This is a genomic window from Kiloniella sp., from assembly GCF_048259265.1.
Taxonomy (GTDB): Bacteria; Pseudomonadota; Alphaproteobacteria; order Kiloniellales; family Kiloniellaceae; genus Kiloniella.
The window spans coordinates 254,178-274,246 of the sequence record NZ_JBLXHT010000003.1; the positions used below are offsets into that span (position 1 = coordinate 254,178).

The 20,069-nt window shown below is 42.7% G+C and carries 23 protein-coding genes; 15 read left to right on the forward strand and 8 right to left on the reverse strand.

The window, feature by feature from the left end:
- Nucleotides 1-4 precede the first annotated feature (4 nt).
- The 6 genes from ACN0QW_RS07250 to ACN0QW_RS07275 all read right to left on the reverse strand — a co-directional run bounded on the left by ACN0QW_RS07250 (nt 5) and on the right by ACN0QW_RS07275 (nt 4,126).
- Nucleotides 5-652 (reverse strand): protein phosphatase CheZ, encoded by a 648-nt coding sequence (locus ACN0QW_RS07250; protein WP_417430099.1) that lies wholly within the window; start codon nt 650-652, stop codon nt 5-7.
- Nucleotides 653-664: 12 nt separating this feature from the next.
- Nucleotides 665-1,054: a response regulator gene (locus ACN0QW_RS07255; protein ID WP_046507440.1), complete on the reverse strand. Its 390-nt coding sequence runs from the start codon at nt 1,052-1,054 to the stop codon at nt 665-667.
- Nucleotides 1,055-1,294: 240 nt separating this feature from the next.
- Nucleotides 1,295-1,996, reverse strand: coding sequence for a MotE family protein (locus ACN0QW_RS07260; RefSeq protein WP_417430102.1), 702 nt, complete (start codon nt 1,994-1,996; stop codon nt 1,295-1,297).
- 12 nt (nt 1,997-2,008) lie between these two features.
- Entirely contained in the window at nt 2,009-2,494 is a 486-nt protein-coding gene (locus ACN0QW_RS07265) for a DUF6468 domain-containing protein (RefSeq protein ID WP_417430104.1), read from the reverse strand.
- A gap of 3 nt (nt 2,495-2,497) precedes the next feature.
- Nucleotides 2,498-3,586, reverse strand: coding sequence for a flagellar motor switch protein FliM (gene fliM, locus ACN0QW_RS07270; RefSeq protein ID WP_047764828.1), 1,089 nt, complete (start codon nt 3,584-3,586; stop codon nt 2,498-2,500).
- 15 nt (nt 3,587-3,601) lie between these two features.
- Entirely contained in the window at nt 3,602-4,126 is a 525-nt protein-coding gene (locus ACN0QW_RS07275) for a flagellar basal body-associated FliL family protein (RefSeq protein ID WP_299380704.1), read from the reverse strand.
- A gap of 457 nt (nt 4,127-4,583) precedes the next feature.
- On the opposite strand from ACN0QW_RS07275, the gene flgF reads away from it, so the two are divergent.
- The 4 genes from flgF to flgH are packed head-to-tail and all read left to right on the forward strand — an operon-like array spanning nt 4,584 to nt 7,893.
- Nucleotides 4,584-5,312 (forward strand): flagellar basal-body rod protein FlgF, encoded by a 729-nt coding sequence (flgF, locus tag ACN0QW_RS07280; protein ID WP_417430107.1) that lies wholly within the window; start codon nt 4,584-4,586, stop codon nt 5,310-5,312.
- A 13-nt stretch (nt 5,313-5,325) separates the two neighbouring features.
- On the forward strand, nt 5,326-6,111 hold the full coding sequence (gene flgG, locus ACN0QW_RS07285; RefSeq protein ID WP_047764831.1) for a flagellar basal-body rod protein FlgG: 786 nt from the start codon (nt 5,326-5,328) through the stop codon (nt 6,109-6,111).
- Between the two features lie 22 nt (nt 6,112-6,133).
- A complete protein-coding gene (gene flgA, locus ACN0QW_RS07290; protein ID WP_417430108.1) occupies nt 6,134-7,129 on the forward strand; it encodes a flagellar basal body P-ring formation chaperone FlgA in 996 nt (331 codons plus the stop codon).
- 11 nt (nt 7,130-7,140) lie between these two features.
- Entirely contained in the window at nt 7,141-7,893 is a 753-nt protein-coding gene (flgH, locus tag ACN0QW_RS07295; RefSeq protein ID WP_417430110.1) for a flagellar basal body L-ring protein FlgH, read from the forward strand.
- A 78-nt stretch (nt 7,894-7,971) separates the two neighbouring features.
- Here flgH and dksA read toward each other — a convergent pair whose 3' ends face one another.
- Nucleotides 7,972-8,388 carry an RNA polymerase-binding protein DksA gene (dksA, locus tag ACN0QW_RS07300; protein WP_046507418.1) on the reverse strand — a complete coding sequence of 139 codons (417 nt, stop codon included), beginning with the start codon at nt 8,386-8,388 and terminating at the stop codon, nt 7,972-7,974.
- 115 nt (nt 8,389-8,503) lie between these two features.
- Nucleotides 8,504-8,920: a flagellar assembly protein FliX gene (locus ACN0QW_RS07305; RefSeq protein WP_417430113.1), complete on the reverse strand. Its 417-nt coding sequence runs from the start codon at nt 8,918-8,920 to the stop codon at nt 8,504-8,506.
- A 262-nt stretch (nt 8,921-9,182) separates the two neighbouring features.
- Between ACN0QW_RS07305 and ACN0QW_RS07310 the strand changes: the two genes are divergently transcribed.
- The 11 genes from ACN0QW_RS07310 to ACN0QW_RS07360 all read left to right on the forward strand — a co-directional run bounded on the left by ACN0QW_RS07310 (nt 9,183) and on the right by ACN0QW_RS07360 (nt 19,968).
- Nucleotides 9,183-10,325 (forward strand): flagellar basal body P-ring protein FlgI, encoded by a 1,143-nt coding sequence (locus tag ACN0QW_RS07310; protein ID WP_417430115.1) that lies wholly within the window; start codon nt 9,183-9,185, stop codon nt 10,323-10,325.
- On the forward strand, nt 10,325-10,648 hold the full coding sequence (locus tag ACN0QW_RS07315) for a rod-binding protein (protein WP_299380698.1): 324 nt from the start codon (nt 10,325-10,327) through the stop codon (nt 10,646-10,648). The genes ACN0QW_RS07310 and ACN0QW_RS07315 overlap by 1 nt, the downstream gene beginning before the upstream one ends.
- Nucleotides 10,649-11,119 carry a hypothetical protein gene (locus ACN0QW_RS07320; protein WP_417430117.1) on the forward strand — a complete coding sequence of 157 codons (471 nt, stop codon included), beginning with the start codon at nt 10,649-10,651 and terminating at the stop codon, nt 11,117-11,119.
- 48 nt (nt 11,120-11,167) lie between these two features.
- The gene (gene flgK, locus ACN0QW_RS07325; RefSeq protein ID WP_417430119.1) at nt 11,168-13,045 is read left to right on the forward strand and encodes a flagellar hook-associated protein FlgK; all 1,878 of its coding nucleotides are present in this window, start codon (nt 11,168-11,170) and stop codon (nt 13,043-13,045) included.
- A gap of 11 nt (nt 13,046-13,056) precedes the next feature.
- Nucleotides 13,057-13,977, forward strand: a complete 921-nt coding sequence (locus ACN0QW_RS07330) for a flagellin (RefSeq protein ID WP_417430121.1) — start codon at nt 13,057-13,059, stop codon at nt 13,975-13,977.
- A 47-nt stretch (nt 13,978-14,024) separates the two neighbouring features.
- Entirely contained in the window at nt 14,025-14,552 is a 528-nt protein-coding gene (gene fliW / locus ACN0QW_RS07335; protein ID WP_417430123.1) for a flagellar assembly protein FliW, read from the forward strand.
- A 250-nt stretch (nt 14,553-14,802) separates the two neighbouring features.
- Entirely contained in the window at nt 14,803-15,552 is a 750-nt protein-coding gene (locus ACN0QW_RS07340) for an SDR family NAD(P)-dependent oxidoreductase (RefSeq protein ID WP_417430126.1), read from the forward strand.
- Nucleotides 15,549-16,940, forward strand: coding sequence for an AMP-binding protein (locus ACN0QW_RS07345; RefSeq protein ID WP_417430128.1), 1,392 nt, complete (start codon nt 15,549-15,551; stop codon nt 16,938-16,940). The genes ACN0QW_RS07340 and ACN0QW_RS07345 overlap by 4 nt, the downstream gene beginning before the upstream one ends.
- Complete coding sequence (locus ACN0QW_RS07350) at nt 16,937-18,007, forward strand: acyl-protein synthetase (protein ID WP_417430130.1); 1,071 nt, start codon at nt 16,937-16,939, stop codon at nt 18,005-18,007. Before ACN0QW_RS07345 ends, ACN0QW_RS07350 begins: the two co-directional genes overlap by 4 nt.
- Nucleotides 18,004-19,254 (forward strand): acyl-CoA reductase, encoded by a 1,251-nt coding sequence (locus ACN0QW_RS07355; protein WP_417430132.1) that lies wholly within the window; start codon nt 18,004-18,006, stop codon nt 19,252-19,254. Before ACN0QW_RS07350 ends, ACN0QW_RS07355 begins: the two co-directional genes overlap by 4 nt.
- Before the next feature lie 84 nt (nt 19,255-19,338).
- Nucleotides 19,339-19,968 carry a class I SAM-dependent methyltransferase gene (locus ACN0QW_RS07360; protein WP_417430134.1) on the forward strand — a complete coding sequence of 210 codons (630 nt, stop codon included), beginning with the start codon at nt 19,339-19,341 and terminating at the stop codon, nt 19,966-19,968.
- Nucleotides 19,969-20,069 lie beyond the last annotated feature (101 nt).

The following is a 20,069-nucleotide window of genomic DNA, read 5'->3' on the forward strand; positions in this document are numbered from 1 at the left end:
ACAACTAATCAAATCCCATTAATGCATCGATATCATCTTGACTAACACCCTCGCCTGGCAGCTGTGGCCCATTGAGTAAATCTTCATCGGGCCGCTCAACCCCATCTGCGCGTTTCGGCGTCGATTGTGCAGTTGTATTTTCAGGAACAAACTCCTCTCCACCGAAAGCGTTGAGCAATTTATCAACTTTGATTTCTACATGCTGTAACGCATTCACCACTCTCGATATCCGTTGACCAGTGATATCCTGAAAGCTACAGGCTTCATACACTTGGGTTACAGCATCATTCACTTTATCTGCGGCATCAGCTTCAAGATTTTCTGATACTTCATCCAACGTCTCCATCGCGGAAAGGATGTTGTGGGTGGCCTGTTCAGTTGCCCCCACAATCGCATCCAGCTCATCCGCTGCGGTCGGGAGAAAATCACTCTTAATCTCATCGGGCCTCAAAGAAGCCAGTTGCGTCTTCATATCGTGAATATAACTTGCAACAGAGCCAATTTCAGCCAAAAGCTTGTGATTGGTTTCAATCGCATCTTCACCAAAGTTCTGCAATAGACTGTCTACTAATGCTTCAAGATCTGCATCCTGAGCATTAGTGTCAAAAGCCTTCAGTTTATCGAGTAACTCTTCTCTGACCGGGTTGGTCATAGCATTAACCTCTTAGAAGTTCCCAAGCACCGCAATCAACTTCTTTTTAAGAGTCGCAGCATTAAACGGTTTCACAATATAATTGTTCACACCCGCCTGTTTAGCCGCGATAACGTTTTCTGTTTTACTTTCAGCAGTGACCATAATGAAAGACAAGTCTTTCAGATGGGCATCTGCACGGCACTCTTTTAGCAACTGAAGACCACTCATTGGTTCCATGTTCCAATCAGAAATAACCAGACTATATTGCTTACCGCGCAATTTTTGCAACGCACTGCTGCCATCTGTTGCTTCATCAACATTGTTGAAGCCTAGCTGCTTGAGCAAATTGCGCACAATACGCAACATGGTTTTATAATCATCCACGATGAGGATTGGCATATTCATGTCGACATCCGACATCAGCAACTCCTTAACTATCTCTCTTGCACACACATTCGCTTAAATCGTGATTTTAAGCTATCAGCATACAATTAACGCAGTGTAAACAAACCACAGCTTTTCAAGATCTTAGACTTTTATTTTAAAAAAAATTGTGACTTTACTAAAACAAAAGCCCCGTATCTCAATGGATACAGGGCTGATTTAGGAATTTGAACGGCTACCCGGAAAAATTAACCATAATTATCAAAGAGGATTCGATTATTCTTTTGATAATGGTAATTCACGTCTTTGCGCTAACTCCAGTGTAATTTCTTTTGCTCTTTTTGGATCCATACTCGCCAGAATCGGAGCTGTCTTTCTTTCTTTCATCCGCTCAACAACACCAAGCAGAACAATCATATCCAACTCTTCAAAAATTCGGGCAGCATCCTTGGGCTTCATGCTTTCATATATTTTAACCAGACTGAGCATCTGCTTTTCGCTCTGTTCATCATGTTTGACAATCAGACCTTCGATCGTATTTTGAAGTTTGCCAAGTTCGGTAATTTTCTCGTCAATCCTGCGTTCTGCGGCAAGCAAAAGCGTTTCTCTTTGTTCGACATCCCGCTCACGCGTTTCAAGCTGCTCTCTTCGGGCAGACAAGGATTGTAACAACTCTATTTCTTCATCCGTCATTGAAAAGGGATCGGCTTCAATACCCTGGACAACGGGAATACCTTTCGCATCTCCTTCAACCGAAGCGGTTTCAGGCTCGTCTTTTGGTTCAGCTCCCTCAGCAGCGTCTTCATCACCATTTATCTCAGGGGCTTCTGCCTTAGCTTCATCTTCAATTGTTTCTTCAGCTTCTGGAGTAGCTTGCGCAAACGCTTTACCGGATTGATTAAATCCTTCCCAGACCCCTCCGGCCTTAACGAGCAAAGTCAAAGAAGACACTGCAATTAATATCGGAAGCAAACGCATAGCATATTCTCCTTAACGCATGCCTTTAAGGGTTTTCAGAAGATCTTCTGCAGCGGGAGAAAGATCTCTTTTAGCTGCAACTTCTTTATCGGAAACTGGTTTTTTGTTTTTTTTGACTTCTCCAGGCTTAACCCCCTTCGGTAGAACCGTCTCTGGGGATTTTTGTCGAGCCAAACCAAGATCTTCTTCCAAACGGTCAGCAACAACCTCAGCCCGATCGACCAAATAACTCAAGTCAGATAAAATTCCATCTGCTTTGGCAGTATTCTCTTTCAATCCAGAACCAGTATCCGATGCATGTGCTTTGAATTCAGCAAGACTTCTTTCCGCTTTAGCCGTTGTTTCAGAAAAGGAAAGAATCAAACCCTCCATTTCGGCTTTGGCTTCACGCAAGGCATCCAGTTTTTTATTTAAAATGACCGCGTAGATGATCGTTGCTACCAAAAGGATCGCAACGAGAATATTAAATCCAAGCTCTATATTCGATAAATCTAACATAATCTATTCGCCATCATCACGAACAATCTTATTGGCAATTTTGACGGCAATATTTCCGCTTTTCCGTCCCATATTTCCTTTGAACATTGAAACATCTCCGCATCTCAGCTCTACAAGTGATTCCGGGGAAACGGTCAGATCCATTGTATCACCAACTTTCCAATTCATCACATCACCAAGAGAGATGTTTACTTGTTCCAATACAGCCAAAATGGAAACGTCTGTCTGCCATAGTTCAGCAGTCAAATGTCCTTCCCAAATTGAATCGCGCCCGAATTTCTCCCCCATAAACATCTGGAGTAACAATTCGCGCACAGGCTCAAGCGTTGCATAAGGTATGAGCAGTTCGACACGCCCGCCCCGATCTTCCATATCCACACGCAAAGTGATCACAATCGCAGCATTCTCGTGACGTGCAATCGTCGCAAAGCGGGGATTGGTTTCCAACCGATCAAACCTAAAGGTGACCGGAGAAAGTGGATCGAACGCACTGGATAGATCAGCCAGCACAACATGCGCTAATCTTTGAATAAGGTTACGTTCGATCGTCGTATACGGGCGTCCTTCAATACGCATAGCAGCCGTTCCACGACGTCCGCCAAGTAACACATCAACAATCGAATATATCAATGCAGAATCAACGGTCATCAAACCGTAGTTATCCCACTCTTCTGCCTTAAAGACCGTCAGCATAGCAGGCAGAGGAATTGAATTGAGATAATCACCAAATCGTGCAGAGGTGATATTATCCAAACTCACTTCAACGTTATCGGAAGTAAAGTTACGTAATGATGTCGACATCATTCTGACCAAGCGATCAAAAACAATATCCAACATAGGAAGGCGTTCGTAAGACACCAAAGCAGAGTTGAGGATTGCCTGTATGCCGGAATTGTCCCCGCCGTCATCATCCCCGGCATCAACACCTAACAGGCTATCAATTTCACTTTGGTCCAGAACCCGCGTACCACCAGGGCCGTCGTCGACTTCGTCGAAAACGTCATCTGCCTCATCCGCGTCGTCATCCGCCATGGCCTCCCATTCGGCCATCATGGCTTCCTGATCGACTTCTTCTTCCGTTTCGTCAGCCATTTCTTACCTTACAGGTTACTGTACCAGCATTTCCTGAAACAATACATCTTTCACCTTTATAGGAGCAGCTGCTGCGTTCACCCGAAGTAATAATTCTTCTCTCAAACGCTGGATACCAGCCGACCCACTCAAATCTTCAATTCTGAGCTCTCTTAAATAAACTTGGAAGTTATCAACAATTCTTGGCATCACGGCTTCAATACCCGGAATGTCCGTTTGCGCTTCAAGCTCTAGACTAATCGTAATCTTCAAGAAATGCTTTTTATTGCCAGTGGAATTCAAATTCACCAATAACTCTGGCACATCATAAAAGGCTGCGGGTCCATGAGCGGGAATAACTTCCTCAACGACCTCTTCTTCAACCACTTCTTCTTTGCCAAGCAAAGAATCAAGCATACCTGTGAAGTAAGCGCCAGCGCCTGCAATAAGAATGAGTAATAAAGGCAGTATGAAAAAAAGAACGAGTTTCTTTCCCGACATCCCACCTTTGGGGCGCGCTTCAACTTCTAGTTCTTCTTCACCAACAGATTCATCAGTCATATGCTGATATAAGCCTCCAATTAAAATACCCCATTAATAAGGGGTCAAGATGGTTAAAAAGTCGTTAAGTAGTATAGACGTTAAATCAAATACTTATCAGGGAAAACATCGCCCTTACCAATAAACTCTTCATCTAAATAATTTGTATCTGAAAGCAGCTTAATCGAAAAGTGTTAATATCTGCCCAATACCAGATAACGCCCTATCAGGAACTTCACCGAATAAATATTTAACCAATTCATCATCCCTCTCATCCCCAAGCCCATAACACCTATAAAGAATAACATAGTTTACCCTGTTGGCGGTAAATGTTTCCCCATACCGGAAATTGTTAACCAACAAAAGCTACCGAGCTGACACTTACCAACTTTGTTTCCCTTGCTGCTCAAGGCATTACACAATTGGCACACATCATGCATTGATTAGGACGAACACATGATGGCAAGGAATATCCAGGATGGAAAACCCCAGTTACATAGCCCTTTCAAGGCAAATGGCCCTCGGTAGAGAGATGGCGATCATTGCCAACAATGTTGCGAACATGAACACCAATGCCTACAAGAACGAAGGTATGATGTTTGTTGAGTATCTGAAAGACACCAAAACTGGTGAAAACCTTAGCTTTACACAAGATCTAAGATTGGTCAGGAACCTCGCCGAAGGGCAGCTTCATACAACAAACAACCCTTTGGATATTGCCATCTCTGGAAAAGGCTACTTTACCGTAGAAGTCGATGGTGAAGACCGTTACACAAGAAACGGTTCTTTTAAACTAAGCCCTGATGGTGAGCTCATCACAACAGAAGGATATCTCGTCCTTGGTGATGGTGATGCCCCAATTTCAATCCCGGCAACAGCAACAGATATAACAATCACTAGGGATGGAACAATCACGTCTAGCGCAGGAACGGCAGGCCGCCTTAAAACGGTTGATTTTGAGGACGAGCAACTTCTTGTAAAAGAAGCTGGAAGCGTTTTCAGCACTGCAGACAATCAAGAGCCAATTGATCAGGTAACAGGTGAAATCATTCAAGGAGCAATCGAAGGCTCTAACGTTCAAGGCGTCATTGAAATGACCCGGATGATTGACACAACACGCAGCTATACATCAATGGCTAAATTTATCAAAGAAGAACATGACCGCCAGCTTAAAGCCATTCAGTCGCTGGCCAGTTTAAAAGTTTAACAGGAGCCGTAAAATGAGATCATTAAACATCGGTGCAACTGGAATGCTGGCCCAACAGCTTAATGTTGAAGTTATTTCCAATAACATTGCCAACCTCAACACGACAGGCTTTAAGCGCCAGCGTGCAGAATTCAGTGACTTGCTTTATCAAAATTTACGTCGCGTGGGAACAAACTCATCCGATACAGGCACTGTCGTTCCAACAGGTATCCAGCTCGGACTAGGCGTTAAACCATCAGCGACCTATCGGATCACAAGTCAGGGTGAAATGAACATCACCGATAACTCGCTTGATGTTGCCATTAACGGTGAAGGTTATTTCAACGTAGAATTACCCAGTGGCGAAACTGGCTACACTCGTGCTGGTGCACTTCAGCTTTCCCCGACTGGTGATATTGTTACTCCAGATGGCTATACCGTACAGCCGGGCATTAATGTCCCAACAAACGCAGTATCAATCTCGATCAACTCAGCTGGCGAAGTTTATGTGAAACTTGACGGCCAGGTTAATGCCGCATTGGCCGGACAATTTGATCTTGCAATTTTCCCCAATGAAGCCGGACTGGAAGCGATTGGGGATAACTACTTTCTAGAAACACCAGCGTCTGGTGCCCCGACAAATGGTTCTCCAAATTCAACAGGCTTTGGTAGCATCCTTCAGGGCGCACTAGAGACATCAAACGTCAATGCCGTTTCAGAGATAACAAATCTGATCACAGCGCAACGTGCTTACGAAATGAACTCAAAAATCCTAACCGCATCCGATGAAATGATGCGTTCTGTTGCGAACTTGAGATAATTGAGATCAGCGGAGAAGAACAATGCATCTATTTAAGAAATTACTATTTGCAACAGGCCTATCCCTCACTGCCCAGGTTGGTTTTGTTGGGGCAAGTTTTGCCGAGGTAAATGTAAATTCAGTTCCATCAATCATAAACCTGAACAAGGATATCGTGATTGAAGGTGATATTGTTTATCTGGATGATATTTTTTCTGGCACAGATACAGAAAACAGAACCGCAATCGCACGATCCCCGGCCCTTGGCAAAGATGTTGAGCTTTCAGCACGGTGGCTATGGGCTCTTGCCCAAAAAAATGAACTTGATTGGCAACCAAGCACGCATTTGGATACAGCCATGGTCACACGGGCAAGCCAAATAATTAATGCTACGGATATACGCGACAGCGTTGAAACTGCCTTGCTGGAAAGAGGGCTGGTAGACAACAAGAAAATTGAGTTTGACCGAAAAGATCGAGATCTGAAAATTCCAGCTGAAATTGAGCCAACACTCCGTGTAGAAAATATCAGCTATAGACCTGGACGCAATCGTTTCACGGCACAGATAGTCATTCCTGCCGAAGGACGCCCAATCATCAATAAAACCCTATCTGGTTATCTGATAGAGATGGTGAATGTCCCCGTGCTCAAGCGCCGTCTGTCAAAAGGCGATGTAATTCAAGCACAAGATATTCAGTGGATCGCGATCAAAGAGTCAAAACTCAGCAAAAATGCTATCACTGATATTGATAACCTGATTGGAATGACACCCAAACAAACGCTCAAAGATCAAACCATTATCCGGACCAATGACATCGACACCCCTAAAGCCGTCACCAAAAATGGCTTGGTAACAATGTTGCTACAAAGCGGTTCTCTAAATCTTCGCACCCAAGGTAGAGCCCTTGAAAATGGTGCTATAGGCGAAGTAATCCGCTTGCTTAACACTCAATCAAACACAATCGTTCATGGTACTATTACAGGTGCGGGACTTGTCACCGTCTCACTTGTAAACAAAACCATTGTCGGTACTAACTAAGGAGCTCAGCGATGAAAAATTTACTGACATCCAACATAAGCAGATACCTAATAGCTGGCGTCCTGGGTTTTTCTCTGACTGCCTGTAATGCGATATCTCGTATTTCTGAAATTGGCGAAGTTCCCAAACTCAGCAAAATAGAAAACCCGGCCCCGCCTCAACCTATTTCCTTGCCAATGCCGGCACCGCAGGTTGCGACGAGACAGGCCAATTCCTTGTGGCGCCCAGGGTCAAGAGCCTTCTTAAAAGATCAGCGTGCAGACGAAATCGGCGATCTGCTTACAGTCGTTATCCAGATTGATGATAAAGCCGCCGTTTCGAACACCACAGAAAGAACGCGAGCCAATGCAGAAGGCGCAGGTTTAAACAGCTTCCTTGGTTACGAAACAGAGTTGGGTCGTATTTTTAACGACAACCTTAACCCGGCGACCCTTGTTGATGGCGAGAGCACAAGTGCCTCAAAAGGTGTTGGATCAGTGGACCGAGAAGAAGAAATCAACTTACGTGTTGCTGCCTTGGTCACACAGGTTATGCCAAACGGAAATCTTATCATTTCTGGGCGACAAGAAGTTCGTGTTAACTACGAAGTCAGGGAGCTTATGGTTACAGGGATGATTAGACCAGAAGATATCACATCCACAAACACAATCAGCTACGATCAAATCGCAGAGGCACGCATAGCTTACGGAGGACGTGGACAGTTAAGCGACGTACAACAACCACGTTACGGGCAACAGCTGTATGACATAATATTCCCGTTCTAAGACACAGGAATAATAATATAAAAAGGGCCAATGAAAGATCAATTTCATCGGCCCTTTTCATTTCAGTTTCGAAAAAAACTAGTCGTCCCTATGAACCTTTTCCATCCGCTCATGTTGTTCTTGAGCTTCAAGTGTCATGGTTGCAATTGGACGAGCTTCGAGACGTTTAATGCTGATAGGATCACCCGTTATCTCGCAAAACCCATACTCATTCTCGTCAATACGACGAAGGGCTTCATCAATTTTCCCGATAAGCTTACGTTCACGATCTCTCGTACGTAATTCCAAAGCACGTTCTGTTTCAGATGAAGCACGATCTGCAAGATCTGGTTCTTGTAAAGTTTCATTCTGGAGCGTCTGCAACGTAGCAGATGATTCAGCGAGTAGTTCTTCTCTCCAAGCCAACAGTTTATGCTTAAAGAACTCCAGCATGACTGGATTCATAAACTCTTCGTCTTCTTGCGGACGATAATCAATTGGAAGAGGAATAGTCATGGCAACCCCCATAAATTGGCAATTTTGGCGTGCAGTATAGGGAATTTCCCTGCCACGACAAGTTTGTCATGAAGAATTAACGCTATTTTCCATTTATACGATTAAAAACAGAGGATTATCGCCCTAATTTAGCGAGTTCAACCGCAGCACGAACCTCAACCTCGTTCAAAATCTCAAGGAGTCGAGGATCATTAATCTGCTCTCTACGTTGAGCAACGAGCGATTCGATTTTTTCCAACCGCCAGACTGGTATAGAGCCAAATAACAAACCAAGACGTAATTCTTCCAACTCATCCAAGATATCTTCGGCTTGTTTTTTCGCCTTCTGCTTACCTGTCAATGCATCAGGAACTTCCTGAATTGAAAGCAGACCGCTCACACCGCCAGCAGCGGATATGCCACTCGTATCAGAGACAGAATCTCCTGCACCAGATTCCAAAGCATCACTAAAGCTCCCTCCAACACCGGAAGCCTTACGTTTTGACTTCGAACCTGCTGCAGGTGTGACGGATGATCCCGTTCTAATCTTCATTTCAAGCCTATTACCTAATCTGACTACGGGTGAATGTTAGAGCCTCGATAAATTTTGTCTTCTTATGGGCAAGTTTTACCAGATCAATAGCACCATTGTTACCCAGCTCTCAATCAGAAGCAAAATTATTCCTTATAAATTGGCAGTTTCATGCCAATCGTCAAGCCCCTATCATATTGGCACGAAATTCGCATAAGGTACAGTGAACATCGCGTTGGTTTTCAAAGTCGTAACAAAGGCCAGCCAAACAATGGGTAGAATAATGAGCTTAGTACAACATATAAACATCTTATACAGAGCAACGGTCCTTTTTGGTGCGTTACTTGTATCATTTGCTGTTCAAGTTTCAGATGCCTCTGCCCAGTCACGGATTAAGGATATTGCCAACTTTGAAGGCATTCGCGACAACCTTTTAGTAGGATATGGATTGGTCGTCGGTCTTAACGGAACAGGTGATGACATTGACGATGCGGTCTTTACCCGTGAAAGCCTTATCGGTGTGTTACAGCGTTTAGGTGTTAATGCAAGAGACAACAATCTTGATACCGATAATGTTGCCGCTGTTATGATTACAGCGAACCTTCCCCCTTTCGCCCGCCAAGGCGCACGTATTGATTTAACTGTCTCTGCGATTGGAACAGCAGAAAGCCTTCAGGGCGGTACATTACTTGTAACCCCACTGATGGGTGCTGACGGTGAAGTTTATGCGGTTGGTCAAGGTCCGATCGCCATAAACGGTTTCAGTGCTGCCGGGAATGCTGAAACAATTACCCGAGGCGTACCAACTGTAGGACGGATTTCAAATGGAGCAATTGTTGAGCGCGAAATCGATTTCGACCTTAAAGAGCTTCAGAGCGTTAAAATCGCCCTTAAAAATCCTGACCTGACAACAGCAAGACGTATTGCACAAGCGATCAATACTCAGCTCGGCGGAAATTCCGCTGTTAGTACAGATCCCTCTACCGTCCAACTGGATGTTCCAGAGCGCTACAGAGGTAATACAGTTGCAATGTTGACAGACATTGAACAACTACCTGTGCGCGTTGATACACCGGCAAAAGTCGTTATTGATGAAAAATCTGGCGTCATTGTCATTGGCAACGATGTCCGGATCAGTACCGTCGCGATAGCCCAGGGCAACCTCACAGTCCGCATTACAGAGACACCACAAGTCAGCCAACCGAATGCTTTTTCAAACACAGGCACAACAGAAGTTGTTGATCGTACTGAAATTGAAATTGATGACGATAGCGACAAACGTCTTGCCCTTCTTCCTTCGGGCGTAACTCTTCAGGAAGTCGTGAACGGCCTTAACGCATTGGGCGTTGGCCCTAGAGACATGATTGCAATCTTACAAAGCATCAAAGCTGCTGGCGCTCTTCAAGCTGATATCGAGTTGCTATAATGCTGATAGATACACAGACATACGCAGAAAACATAATCAACGATACGATTGTTGGCAAAGCCCAATCCCTTGCCAGTATGAAACCCAAAAGCGAAGCCGAAGCAATGGCAACAGCCAAAGACTTCGAAGCTGTTTTTCTAACACAAATGTTAACTCCAATTTTTGAGAGCCTACCTACCGATGGTCCCATGGGTGGCGGTTCTGGAGAGAAAATTTTTCGTTCTCTCATGGTACAAGAGTACGGAAAATCTCTTGCCGAATCAGGTGGTGTCGGAATCTCCGATGCTGTCTATCGCGAAATCATAAAGCTGCAGGAGGTTTAAATGACTACAGCCCCTAAAACACAAAACATACCTGAAACAACTGTTCACAGTGTCATTACCACGGTTAAAGGTCTTGTTTCAGTCATGAGCCGAGAAATTGAACTTCTCCGTGCGATGAAAATCAAAGAGATGAGCGAGTTACAAGAACAGAAGCTCGTTCTCGTAAACGCTTATGAACAGGGTTCATCCCAGCTGAAGAAAGATCCGTCTTTCATGCAACACTTGGATCCTTTGTTAAAAGAAGAGCTCCGTGATGTCATTCAGTTACTTAACACAACAGTGACCGAAAACGAGACCGCCTTGCTTGCCGCAAAAACAAGCAATGAACGCTTGATGCAAGCAGTCGTTGAGGCTGTTCAAGAACAAAAAATCAAAAGCAGTACAAGCTATTCCCAAACAGGTGTTCTTGCCGCCCAGAAGGCCCAGACAGCCCAGGCAACAACGCCCATGCATTTGAATCAGTGTCTCTAATTTCTAAACGTTGCTTAAAATTATAAAGAAATAAGATTTGAGGACATTATGTCGCTAACCATCGCAATGAACAACGCATTGACAGGACTGAAGGTGAACCAGAATGCTCTGGCCGTCACATCCTCAAACCTGGCAAATATCAATAATGCGAACTATAGCCGTAAGGTTCTCTTACAGGAAACTCAGGTTATTGCTGGCCTTGGCGCAGGTGTCACAGCTGATACGATCCGGCGTAATGTCAACACGCTGATTCAAAGAGACTTCAGAGAAGAAACAACAACACTTGCCTCTATACAAACGGAAAGTAACTATCTGAACCGCATTCAACAAATGTTTGGATCCGTGGCAAATAAAAACTCTGTTGGCGATCTAATCGATAAATTCAATTCATCTCTTGAAAACCTGGGAAGCAGCCCAGAGATCTCGTCAAACTACTTTACGTCGGTAAACAACGGCACAATTCTAGCGCAACGTATCCGTGATATGGCTGATACTGTTCAAGCTGAACGTATGCGTGCTGATCTTGAAATTAAACAGGCCGTTGATGATATAGAGCTTCAGCTCAATATCGTCGCAGAGATAAACGGTACAATTCCCGGTCAAACTGCCTTGGGACTACCAACCGGCGATTTGGAAGACAAACGGGACCAAGCTATCGATAAACTCGCTGAATATATGGATATCCAGTACTTCCAAACAGATAAAAACCAAGTAAATGTTTTAACAAAAACAGGTCACACACTGATTAGCGGTAGTTTTCAGGCAGATCTTTCGTTCAGACAAACGACCCTTATTACAGCCAATGAGACCTATCCCGCCGTGCTCGACGGCATTCATCTGAATGCAGGAACCAGTCCTTCAGCGGCAAACGATATTACATCAAGTATTACAGACGGTAAGTTAGGGGCCCTTTTCAAAGCACGTGATACGATCCTGCCGGCAATGACAAACCAACTAGACCAAATGTCTGCAGCTTTGCGAGATCAAGTCAACCAAGCTCACAATAGAGGTGCCAACACACCTATGGGCTTGGGTACAGGTGCTCTTGACCCCGCAACAATGCTCGGATCCAGGTCTTTTCCAAACACAGCCCAGGCGATGACCATCGGCAGCGATGTCAACATGGTTTTACTCGACTCAAGCGGTGCAATGGTTGGCGCCATGGGCTCAATTACTGCGGGTGCGACAACCCCAGCAGCTGTTCAAACAGCCATTAACACATTTCTTGGCGCCAACGGCACGGCTGGCTTTGATGCTGACGGCAGACTTGAAATTAAGTTAAATAGCAACGTTCGGTTGGCTTTTAAAGATACAGGTGCAGCAACAAACAGTGGTGATTCTGTCATTCAGTATGATGCTGATGGCGATACGGTAAATGAAAACTACAACGGGTTTTCAAATTTTTTCGGCTTAAATGATTTTTTCGTTACGCCACAATTGTCTACGACGGTTCCAGCTGTTGAAGGGCAGGGTACTCAGACAGGCATTTCCTCGGGCATCGTCGTTAGGCAGGACATGATTGACAGCCCCTCAAATATTTCAAGAGGGAGTCTTAGTGGCACACCACCTAACTATGCGTTGGGCTCAGGTAATAATGATATTGCGCTCCAACTCGCCGCTGTCTTTGAACAAAATTATACTTTCAACGGCGTCTCAAACGGTCCGGATGTGACTTCCACCACAATAAGTGGCTACGCAGGTGTCATGCTATCTTACAGCGCAACAACGGCACAAGCAGCAGAAAGCTCATTATCATTTCAAAGCTCCCTCGCTGGGGATCTGCAGGTGAAGATGCAGAATGAATCTGGTGTTAATATGGATGAAGAGCTCGCCAACATGGTTATTTTTCAAAATGCCTATAACGCCGCAGCACGTGTAATACAAATTACAGGTGAAATGCTTGATACCGTTATTGAGCTCGCCTAAGGAGAAAATAGATGATTCGCGTTTCCAGTTATGCTCAAAATCAACTATTGCAAACGAACATGGCCTCAACACAGGCAAAAGTTTCGGATAGAACAGTACAAATTGCCAGCGGTAAAGTAACGCAGGAATACACAAATATTTCAGCTCAAGCTTTGGAATTAGTGAGCCTACAGCGCGATAACGTACGCACGACCCAATTTGAACGCAATATCCAAACCACGACAACTAGATTGGAAATCATGGATAGTAACATGGCGACCATGTCTGCACGAATTACAAACTTGCTAAGCGATGTCCTTAACGGTTTGAATAGTTCAAATATTCAGGAAATTCCGCTGGATCAATTTGCCGTCAGCTTCCGTCAGGAAATCACAGCTTTAATGAACGCACAACACGAAGGCAGGTATCTTTTTTCTGGCAGCCTTACAGATACACCACCTATTAACCTCTCAGATCCTGCCTACACACCGCAGGCAGGTTTACCAGGAACCTTTACTGCCGATTTTGACTATTACGACGGTGATAACGTTAAACTTAGCAACAGAATCGACCAAGATGCCAACCTGACTTACGGTATCACAGCAGATGATCCCACTTTCGAGAAAATACTCAGAAGTCTTGCCTATGTAGAGTATGCAGGAACAAATAACGACACCACGGTGTTACAAGAAGCATACGATTTACTCCAGAGCTCGCTGGATGGCGTTGCAAACTTCCGAAGTCAAATCGGCGCACAGCTGACCGTTTTAGAAGGCGCAAATAAAAATCACGCCGATTTTAAGACCTATGTACAAAATACAATTTCTGGTATCGAAGACGTTGATATCGCAGAAGCAACCAGTAAACTGGCCTTTGATCAAGTGCAACTTCAGGCCTCATATATCAGCCTGACACGGATCAATGAAACCACTCTTTTAAATTACCTTAGATAAGCCTTTGTGATTTCACGCTTACTATTCGTTAATCATGGTTGCCTATTGTGACTGGAAAGCCCATTATGTTGGACTTGGAACAAAATTATAAAGCTCAAGATTTAGCCGGGATCACAATGCCGAAGGCCGAAGAAGTGTCAAATAACGTAATTACACTGAAAACCCGTTTCGGGGTGATGGAAATAGATCGCGACAAAACCATCAAGATCCCGAAAGGAATGGTTGGTTTTTCAGAGTATAAAGAGTTCGGATTAACAGTGTCTCCGATTCCCGTTTTGGATGGCTTCATGCTATTACAATCTGTAGATGAAGCAGACCTGACTTTTATACTTAAGCCATATGACCTTTCCAGTGGTATCATTTCTGATGAAAACTTGGCCCTCGCAATTCAACAGCTATCAATCCTTCCCGAGCATGTCGGTGTTATGTTGGTAACTACATTGAGAAGAATGCCTGACCGTCTAGTGAAGTCTGTCAACATGCGTGCTCCTTTGTTTATTGACACAAGCAAGCAACAAGCGTGGCAGTATATTTTCAATAATGAAGATTATGACGTTCGACACGAAATCCATTAAAACTAAAACATATACCTGAAAATGAATAATCACGAACGCCTTATAAGTGTTTTCAAGACCGTTCTTGAAGTTGATGACACGAACAAAATTCAATCATTAGAATACAATACAATCCTCAAATGGGATTCGGTCGGGCACATGCAGTTAGTCGCTGCGATAGAAACTGAATTTGATATCCTCATGGAAACAGAGCAAATTATAGACATGAACTGTTTTGATATTGCCTGTTCCATATTAAGAGATCACGGAATTGACTGCTCTTCTTGAAAACAAGATAGCTTTAGTTACTGGTTCCTCCAGAGGAATTGGAAAAAGCATTGCTTGCCTGTTTGCTCAACACAAAGCCACTGTCATTCTACATGGCATCCATGCCGATCACTGTCGTGAAACAGCAGCAGCAATTAAAGCGATAACAGGGATATCTCCCGATATTATGGCTTGTGATATTTCTGACGAAGTACAGATCAAGAACATGTTTAAAGACATTTTTTCACGTCATAAGAAACTCGACATACTCGTGAACAATGCTGGTGTTTTGGAAGATCGTCTTGTTGGAATGATAACCCAGGATAATCTTGAAAAAATTTTTCAAGTTAATACTTACGGTACCTTGTACTGCCTACAATTGGCTTCTCGTTTGATGCGAAAAAGTAAGGCGCCATCTATTATAAATATGTCATCCATCATTGGCGTTGAAGGCGCGGCAGGACAAACCGCATATGCAGCGTCAAAAGCCGCTGTTATTGGGATCACCAAATCAGCAGCAAAAGAACTAGGCCCCCTAAGTATTCGCGTAAATGCCCTGGCTCCGGGCTTAATAGAAACGGATATGATCTCTCATCTTAATGAGGACATAACAAAATCTCATATTCAAAACACATCGCTGAAACGGTTGGGTACACCAGAAGAAGTTGCCAAAGCAGCCCTTTTTCTGGCCAGTGATCTTTCATCGTTCGTAACAGGACAAATAATTGGCGTTGATGGGGGCATGCGAACTTGAAATGCCTAAAAGCATCATTTCAAAAAAATGCCCACAAAATAGCTTTGGTCGACACAATTGATGGGTCTTGTGCAACTTATAACGATATTCTTTCCTGCAGAACAAAAATTATAAAGTATTTTGGAAAAAACAAGAACAACTTAATATTTTACCAACCCCAGAACACGCTAATTTCCGCTAAATTCATTCTCGCTCTTCTTTCTACCGATAATACTCTTTGCCTAGTTCCTCCCAAAATCGGTAATGATATTTTAAACGATTATATAGATAATTTCTCACCAGACTTTATATTTTCAAACAAAGAAAATACGCCCTCAGCGGGCTCCTACACACATTGTGAACACGAGATAATTCCGAATACAGAGCTTTACATTCCAAAGACCAGCTCTCCGCTTCCTATCGATAAAAATATAAGGTTACTGTTAACAACGTCCGGTAGCACTGGCTCCTCTAAATTTGTTCAATTAACAGAAGAGAATATTAGCTCGAATGTCTCTTCTGTTGAAAGATCAATGATGATAACCGATAGAGACATACCATATTGTCACCTCCCTTTTCATTACTCATATGGACTATCAGTCCTCATAAGCCATGCACGTGCTGGGGCTAAACTCGTTGTCACCTCCAGCACACTAATGGAAAAACCTTTTTGGAAAGATATAGACAGGTATCAATGCACTTTTTTCCCTGCCGTTCCGTTTCACATAGAAACGATACTCAAATTTGGATTAGAAAGGCTTAGAATTCCTAGCGTTAGAAAATTCTCCGTTGCAGGCGGCGCCTTGGACAAGGAAAAACAAGCTACGTTTTTAAAACAGCTTACTCGCGATAGTGATTTTTTTGTTATGTATGGGCAAACGGAAGCATCTCCAAGAATTACCAGCTTTAATTTAAAGCACTATCCTGAAAAAATAGGATCTGTTGGGAAGCCACTAAACAACACAGAAATATTAATCACACCTACAGAACATGAAATAATCCTCACAGGCCCGAGTGTCATGCGAGGATACGCTGCAGACAGAAAAAGTCTTTCTCCAGACCAAGAACCAATCACAAAACTCTCCACCGGCGACTTGGGATATATAGATAAAGATGAATTCTTGTATATAACAGGTCGAAAAAAAAGAATTGCCAAGATTTACGGACACCGCATCAGCCTAGAAGACATAGAACAGAAATTGTCACTTTGTAGTCCCTGTATTCTGTTAGAGGGCAACAACCTATTACATGCATTTTATCACGAGGATGATAAGGAAGACGAATTAGATAAGCTATTTAAAAACAATTACAATTTCCCAGGAAAACAGATACAATTTCATTTAATTTCCGAATTTCCTAGACAAGAATCGGGCAAGGTCGATTTCCAGAAATTGCATAAACTATTATGAGCTTTGAACAGTTACTCACTACAGATGAATATGCGCTCTCTGCCCAAGAAAAAAATACTTCTTTGGTGAAAGGTTTAATTGAGCTAACAAACTACCATAAAAAACATTGTCCAAAATACGCGAACATTCTTAAAGCAATCGGATATCAAGGACAAAACTGCATTGCTCTCGAAGATATACCCTTTATCCCCGTAAACCTTTTTAAAAATTTAAAACTGCATAGTATCCCAAATAATAATGATATCGTTACAGTTTTAAATTCAAGTAGTACAACCGGGCAAAATCCTAGCCAAATATTTATCGACAAAGAAACCAGCCGTCGACAATCTCTTGCCTTAACAAAAAGCATTAAATCCATAGCAGGCGATAAACGCCTCCCAATGTTAATTATTGACGCCCCCTCAACCATTAAACAAAAACCTCTAACCGCAAGAGGTGCAGGAATATTAGGGCTCATGAGGTTTGGGCATTCGCATTGTTTTGCTCTGGACGAACGACTTAATCTCGATGTTTCTCTTGTCGAACAGTTTTTAAGGCAACATGGCACAGGGCCATTCATTATATTTGGCTTCACTTTTATGGCTTGGTATTATTTCCTCAAGGAATGTCCAACAACAACTGACCTATCCAATGGCATCTTGATTCACAGTGGTGGTTGGAAGAAGATGCAAAACCAATCAGTTAGTCCTACTGATTTCAAGATAGGCTTTCAGGAAAAAACCAATCTTTGTAACTGTGTAAATTTTTACGGTCTCGTCGAACAAATCGGCAGTATTTACCTAGAAGGTTGTAAAGGTCTTCTTTATCCACCCGCCTTTTCAGATGTTATCATTCGAGACCCCTATTCACTTGAGCCTGTCCCCCACGGAGAAGAAGGTTTAATACAGCTTCTTTCCCTTTTACCACTTAGTTATCCAGGCCATTCTATCCTAACAAGCGATATGGGTATCCTTCACAAATCACCAGAAAGTACTATGCCTGGTTTAGAGATTACACGAAGAGTTCCTCGAGCAGAAATACGTGGCTGTAGTGACACTCACGCCTTCAAGGCAGAAGGTGATCAATGAAATTTCAACAACTAATTCCACAAAAAAAAACAATATCATTAGAACAGTTGAGATCAAACCTGCTACTTTCAAACTCTTATGTTCCTCCTTCACAACAAAGAGTTATAGAGTTTTTAAATACGCTTTCTCATGAGCTTTTCAATTCAGTATCACACTCTCAGGACCCAGAAATCTCTGCACTGGCCTTTTGGCTCAGAAAAGGAAGTATTCTGCCTTTAGTTCATGACAGAACTGAAGCTATAAAAGCCCAAAAAGCGAAAAAACGAGCCCGTGGTGTTGTCTTTTTAATGCCACCAACAAACGTGGGACTGCTTTTTTGTTATCAAATGGCACTTGCTCTCTTAACTGGTAACAAAGTGATCATTCGTATATCACCGAGCGCCCCTGTAAACTCTTTTATTCTATGCGATATAATCAGGGCGTTACTAAGGTCTGCAAAACATCAAGAAATCGCAAACAATTTTCATGTTTTTAGTTATGACCACCAAAAAGAAATCACAGAAGCTATTTCTCAAAATTGTGATCTCCGGTTAATCTGGGGCGGAAATAAAACCGTTCAAAAAATAAGGACGGTACCACTTGCCCCCAAAGCAATGGACGTTAGTTTTTCTGATCGCTTCTCATGGGCAGTTATAAAAACTAATCAGTTTTTAGAGCTTGGAGAAACAAAGCAAATTGAATTGGTTAAAAAATTACGAAATGATATCACACTTTTCGATCAACAAGCTTGTACTTCACCAAAGATCCTATGCTGGATAGGTACTGAAGATGAACGAGAGCATTCGTCCAAAATATTGCGCAAAATTCTGGGGTTACTATCAGGCAGAACCTCTTATGAGATAGACTTGGCCGGCATGGTCGAAAAGCACGAAAATCTCTACTCCCTGATGGCTTTGCTAACGGGTAGCAAGCAGCATTCAATTCCTAGTGATATTTCTTTTTTGACTACTAAAAGAATCACAAAAGAAGATCTGCTCAATATACACGACTTTAATAAAGGGAATGGCATCCTGATTGAAACAGGCTTTAAAGCAATTTCTGAATTAACGACAGTGATATCCTCGAAAGAGCAAACTCTATCTTATTATGGATATACGACTGAAGAACTAAATGTCTTATCTGAAGAAATAAATGGCCCATTCTTCGACACCCTTATTCCCATAGGGAAAGCTCATACTTTTTCGCACATATGGGATGGGTACAACCTTTTTGACCTTTATCAACGAGATGTAAGGGTTACGAAATAATACGACTTGAGTTAAATAAATAGCTTAGAAGAAATTGTTAATAAATACAATTCAACCTCACTAGAAACTGTAGGAGAACACTAAATGAAAGAGGAATATTTAGATCAAAGCGAGTTCACCTATATTATGTGGCTCTATAAGGTATTCGAAAAAGTTCAGCATGTTCCTGGGCATATCGTTGAGGTTGGTGTTGCAGAGGGCAGAAATTCAATAATTTTTGGTAGATTAATTGAAGCATATAGACAAGAAAACGTTCGAAATTATTATGGGTTTGATACCTTTTCTGGCTTTACGGATGAAGACCTAGAAAATAATTCATATCTACCCAAAAATAGATATGACCACTTGAGTCTTAATTTTGTAAAAAAAAGAATTCAAGACCAAAATCTTACTCATATTTGCCAATTCATCGAGGGAGACATTCGAAAAACGGCCAATGAATTCATTGCATCTTCTAAATACTATGTTCGCTCCCCTGGTTATCTTCGAATAGCACTTTTATACATTGATTGTAATGCATATGGAGCTTCCTTGGAATCGATGAGGCTTTTCAAAAACCATATGATGCCAGGTGGTATCATATGTATTGACGAGAAAAAACAAGGCGGGGAGACCGAAGCATTAATTCAATTTTGCAGTGAAAATAACTTAAAGATAATGAGAGATGTTGGACCTTTTTCCATACCCGCGTACACAACTATCGACCATCAATAAATCACCTACCTTGAATGGAAAAACTAAAACACTCTTATAATCATTTTTTATGCCAACAGATGTAGTTTGTGAACAATAGCATTCATTAACAAGTTGGCATG

Excerpts from the sequence above, each read along its gene's own strand:
- ACN0QW_RS07320 (WP_417430117.1), top strand. The coding sequence starts at position 10,649 with ATGACTACAGCCCCTAAAACACAAAACATACCTGAAACAACTGTTCAC.
- ACN0QW_RS07360 (WP_417430134.1), top strand. The coding sequence starts at position 19,339 with ATGAAAGAGGAATATTTAGATCAAAGCGAGTTCACCTATATTATGTGG.
- ACN0QW_RS07260 (WP_417430102.1), bottom strand. The coding sequence starts at position 1,996 with ATGCGTTTGCTTCCGATATTAATTGCAGTGTCTTCTTTGACTTTGCTC.
- flgH (WP_417430110.1), top strand. The coding sequence starts at position 7,141 with ATGAAAAATTTACTGACATCCAACATAAGCAGATACCTAATAGCTGGC.
- ACN0QW_RS07275 (WP_299380704.1), bottom strand. The coding sequence starts at position 4,126 with ATGACTGATGAATCTGTTGGTGAAGAAGAACTAGAAGTTGAAGCGCGC.
- flgG (WP_047764831.1), top strand. The coding sequence starts at position 5,326 with ATGAGATCATTAAACATCGGTGCAACTGGAATGCTGGCCCAACAGCTT.
- ACN0QW_RS07355 (WP_417430132.1), top strand. The coding sequence starts at position 18,004 with ATGAAATTTCAACAACTAATTCCACAAAAAAAAACAATATCATTAGAA.
- dksA (WP_046507418.1), bottom strand. The coding sequence starts at position 8,388 with ATGACTATTCCTCTTCCAATTGATTATCGTCCGCAAGAAGACGAAGAG.
- ACN0QW_RS07350 (WP_417430130.1), top strand. The coding sequence starts at position 16,937 with ATGAGCTTTGAACAGTTACTCACTACAGATGAATATGCGCTCTCTGCC.
- ACN0QW_RS07310 (WP_417430115.1), top strand. The coding sequence starts at position 9,183 with ATGAGCTTAGTACAACATATAAACATCTTATACAGAGCAACGGTCCTT.
- ACN0QW_RS07315 (WP_299380698.1), top strand. The coding sequence starts at position 10,325 with ATGCTGATAGATACACAGACATACGCAGAAAACATAATCAACGATACG.
- ACN0QW_RS07265 (WP_417430104.1), bottom strand. The coding sequence starts at position 2,494 with ATGTTAGATTTATCGAATATAGAGCTTGGATTTAATATTCTCGTTGCG.
- ACN0QW_RS07305 (WP_417430113.1), bottom strand. The coding sequence starts at position 8,920 with ATGAAGATTAGAACGGGATCATCCGTCACACCTGCAGCAGGTTCGAAG.
- flgK (WP_417430119.1), top strand. The coding sequence starts at position 11,168 with ATGTCGCTAACCATCGCAATGAACAACGCATTGACAGGACTGAAGGTG.
- flgA (WP_417430108.1), top strand. The coding sequence starts at position 6,134 with ATGCATCTATTTAAGAAATTACTATTTGCAACAGGCCTATCCCTCACT.
- ACN0QW_RS07250 (WP_417430099.1), bottom strand. The coding sequence starts at position 652 with ATGACCAACCCGGTCAGAGAAGAGTTACTCGATAAACTGAAGGCTTTT.
- ACN0QW_RS07330 (WP_417430121.1), top strand. The coding sequence starts at position 13,057 with ATGATTCGCGTTTCCAGTTATGCTCAAAATCAACTATTGCAAACGAAC.
- flgF (WP_417430107.1), top strand. The coding sequence starts at position 4,584 with ATGGAAAACCCCAGTTACATAGCCCTTTCAAGGCAAATGGCCCTCGGT.
- fliM (WP_047764828.1), bottom strand. The coding sequence starts at position 3,586 with ATGGCTGACGAAACGGAAGAAGAAGTCGATCAGGAAGCCATGATGGCC.
- ACN0QW_RS07255 (WP_046507440.1), bottom strand. The coding sequence starts at position 1,054 with ATGTCGGATGTCGACATGAATATGCCAATCCTCATCGTGGATGATTAT.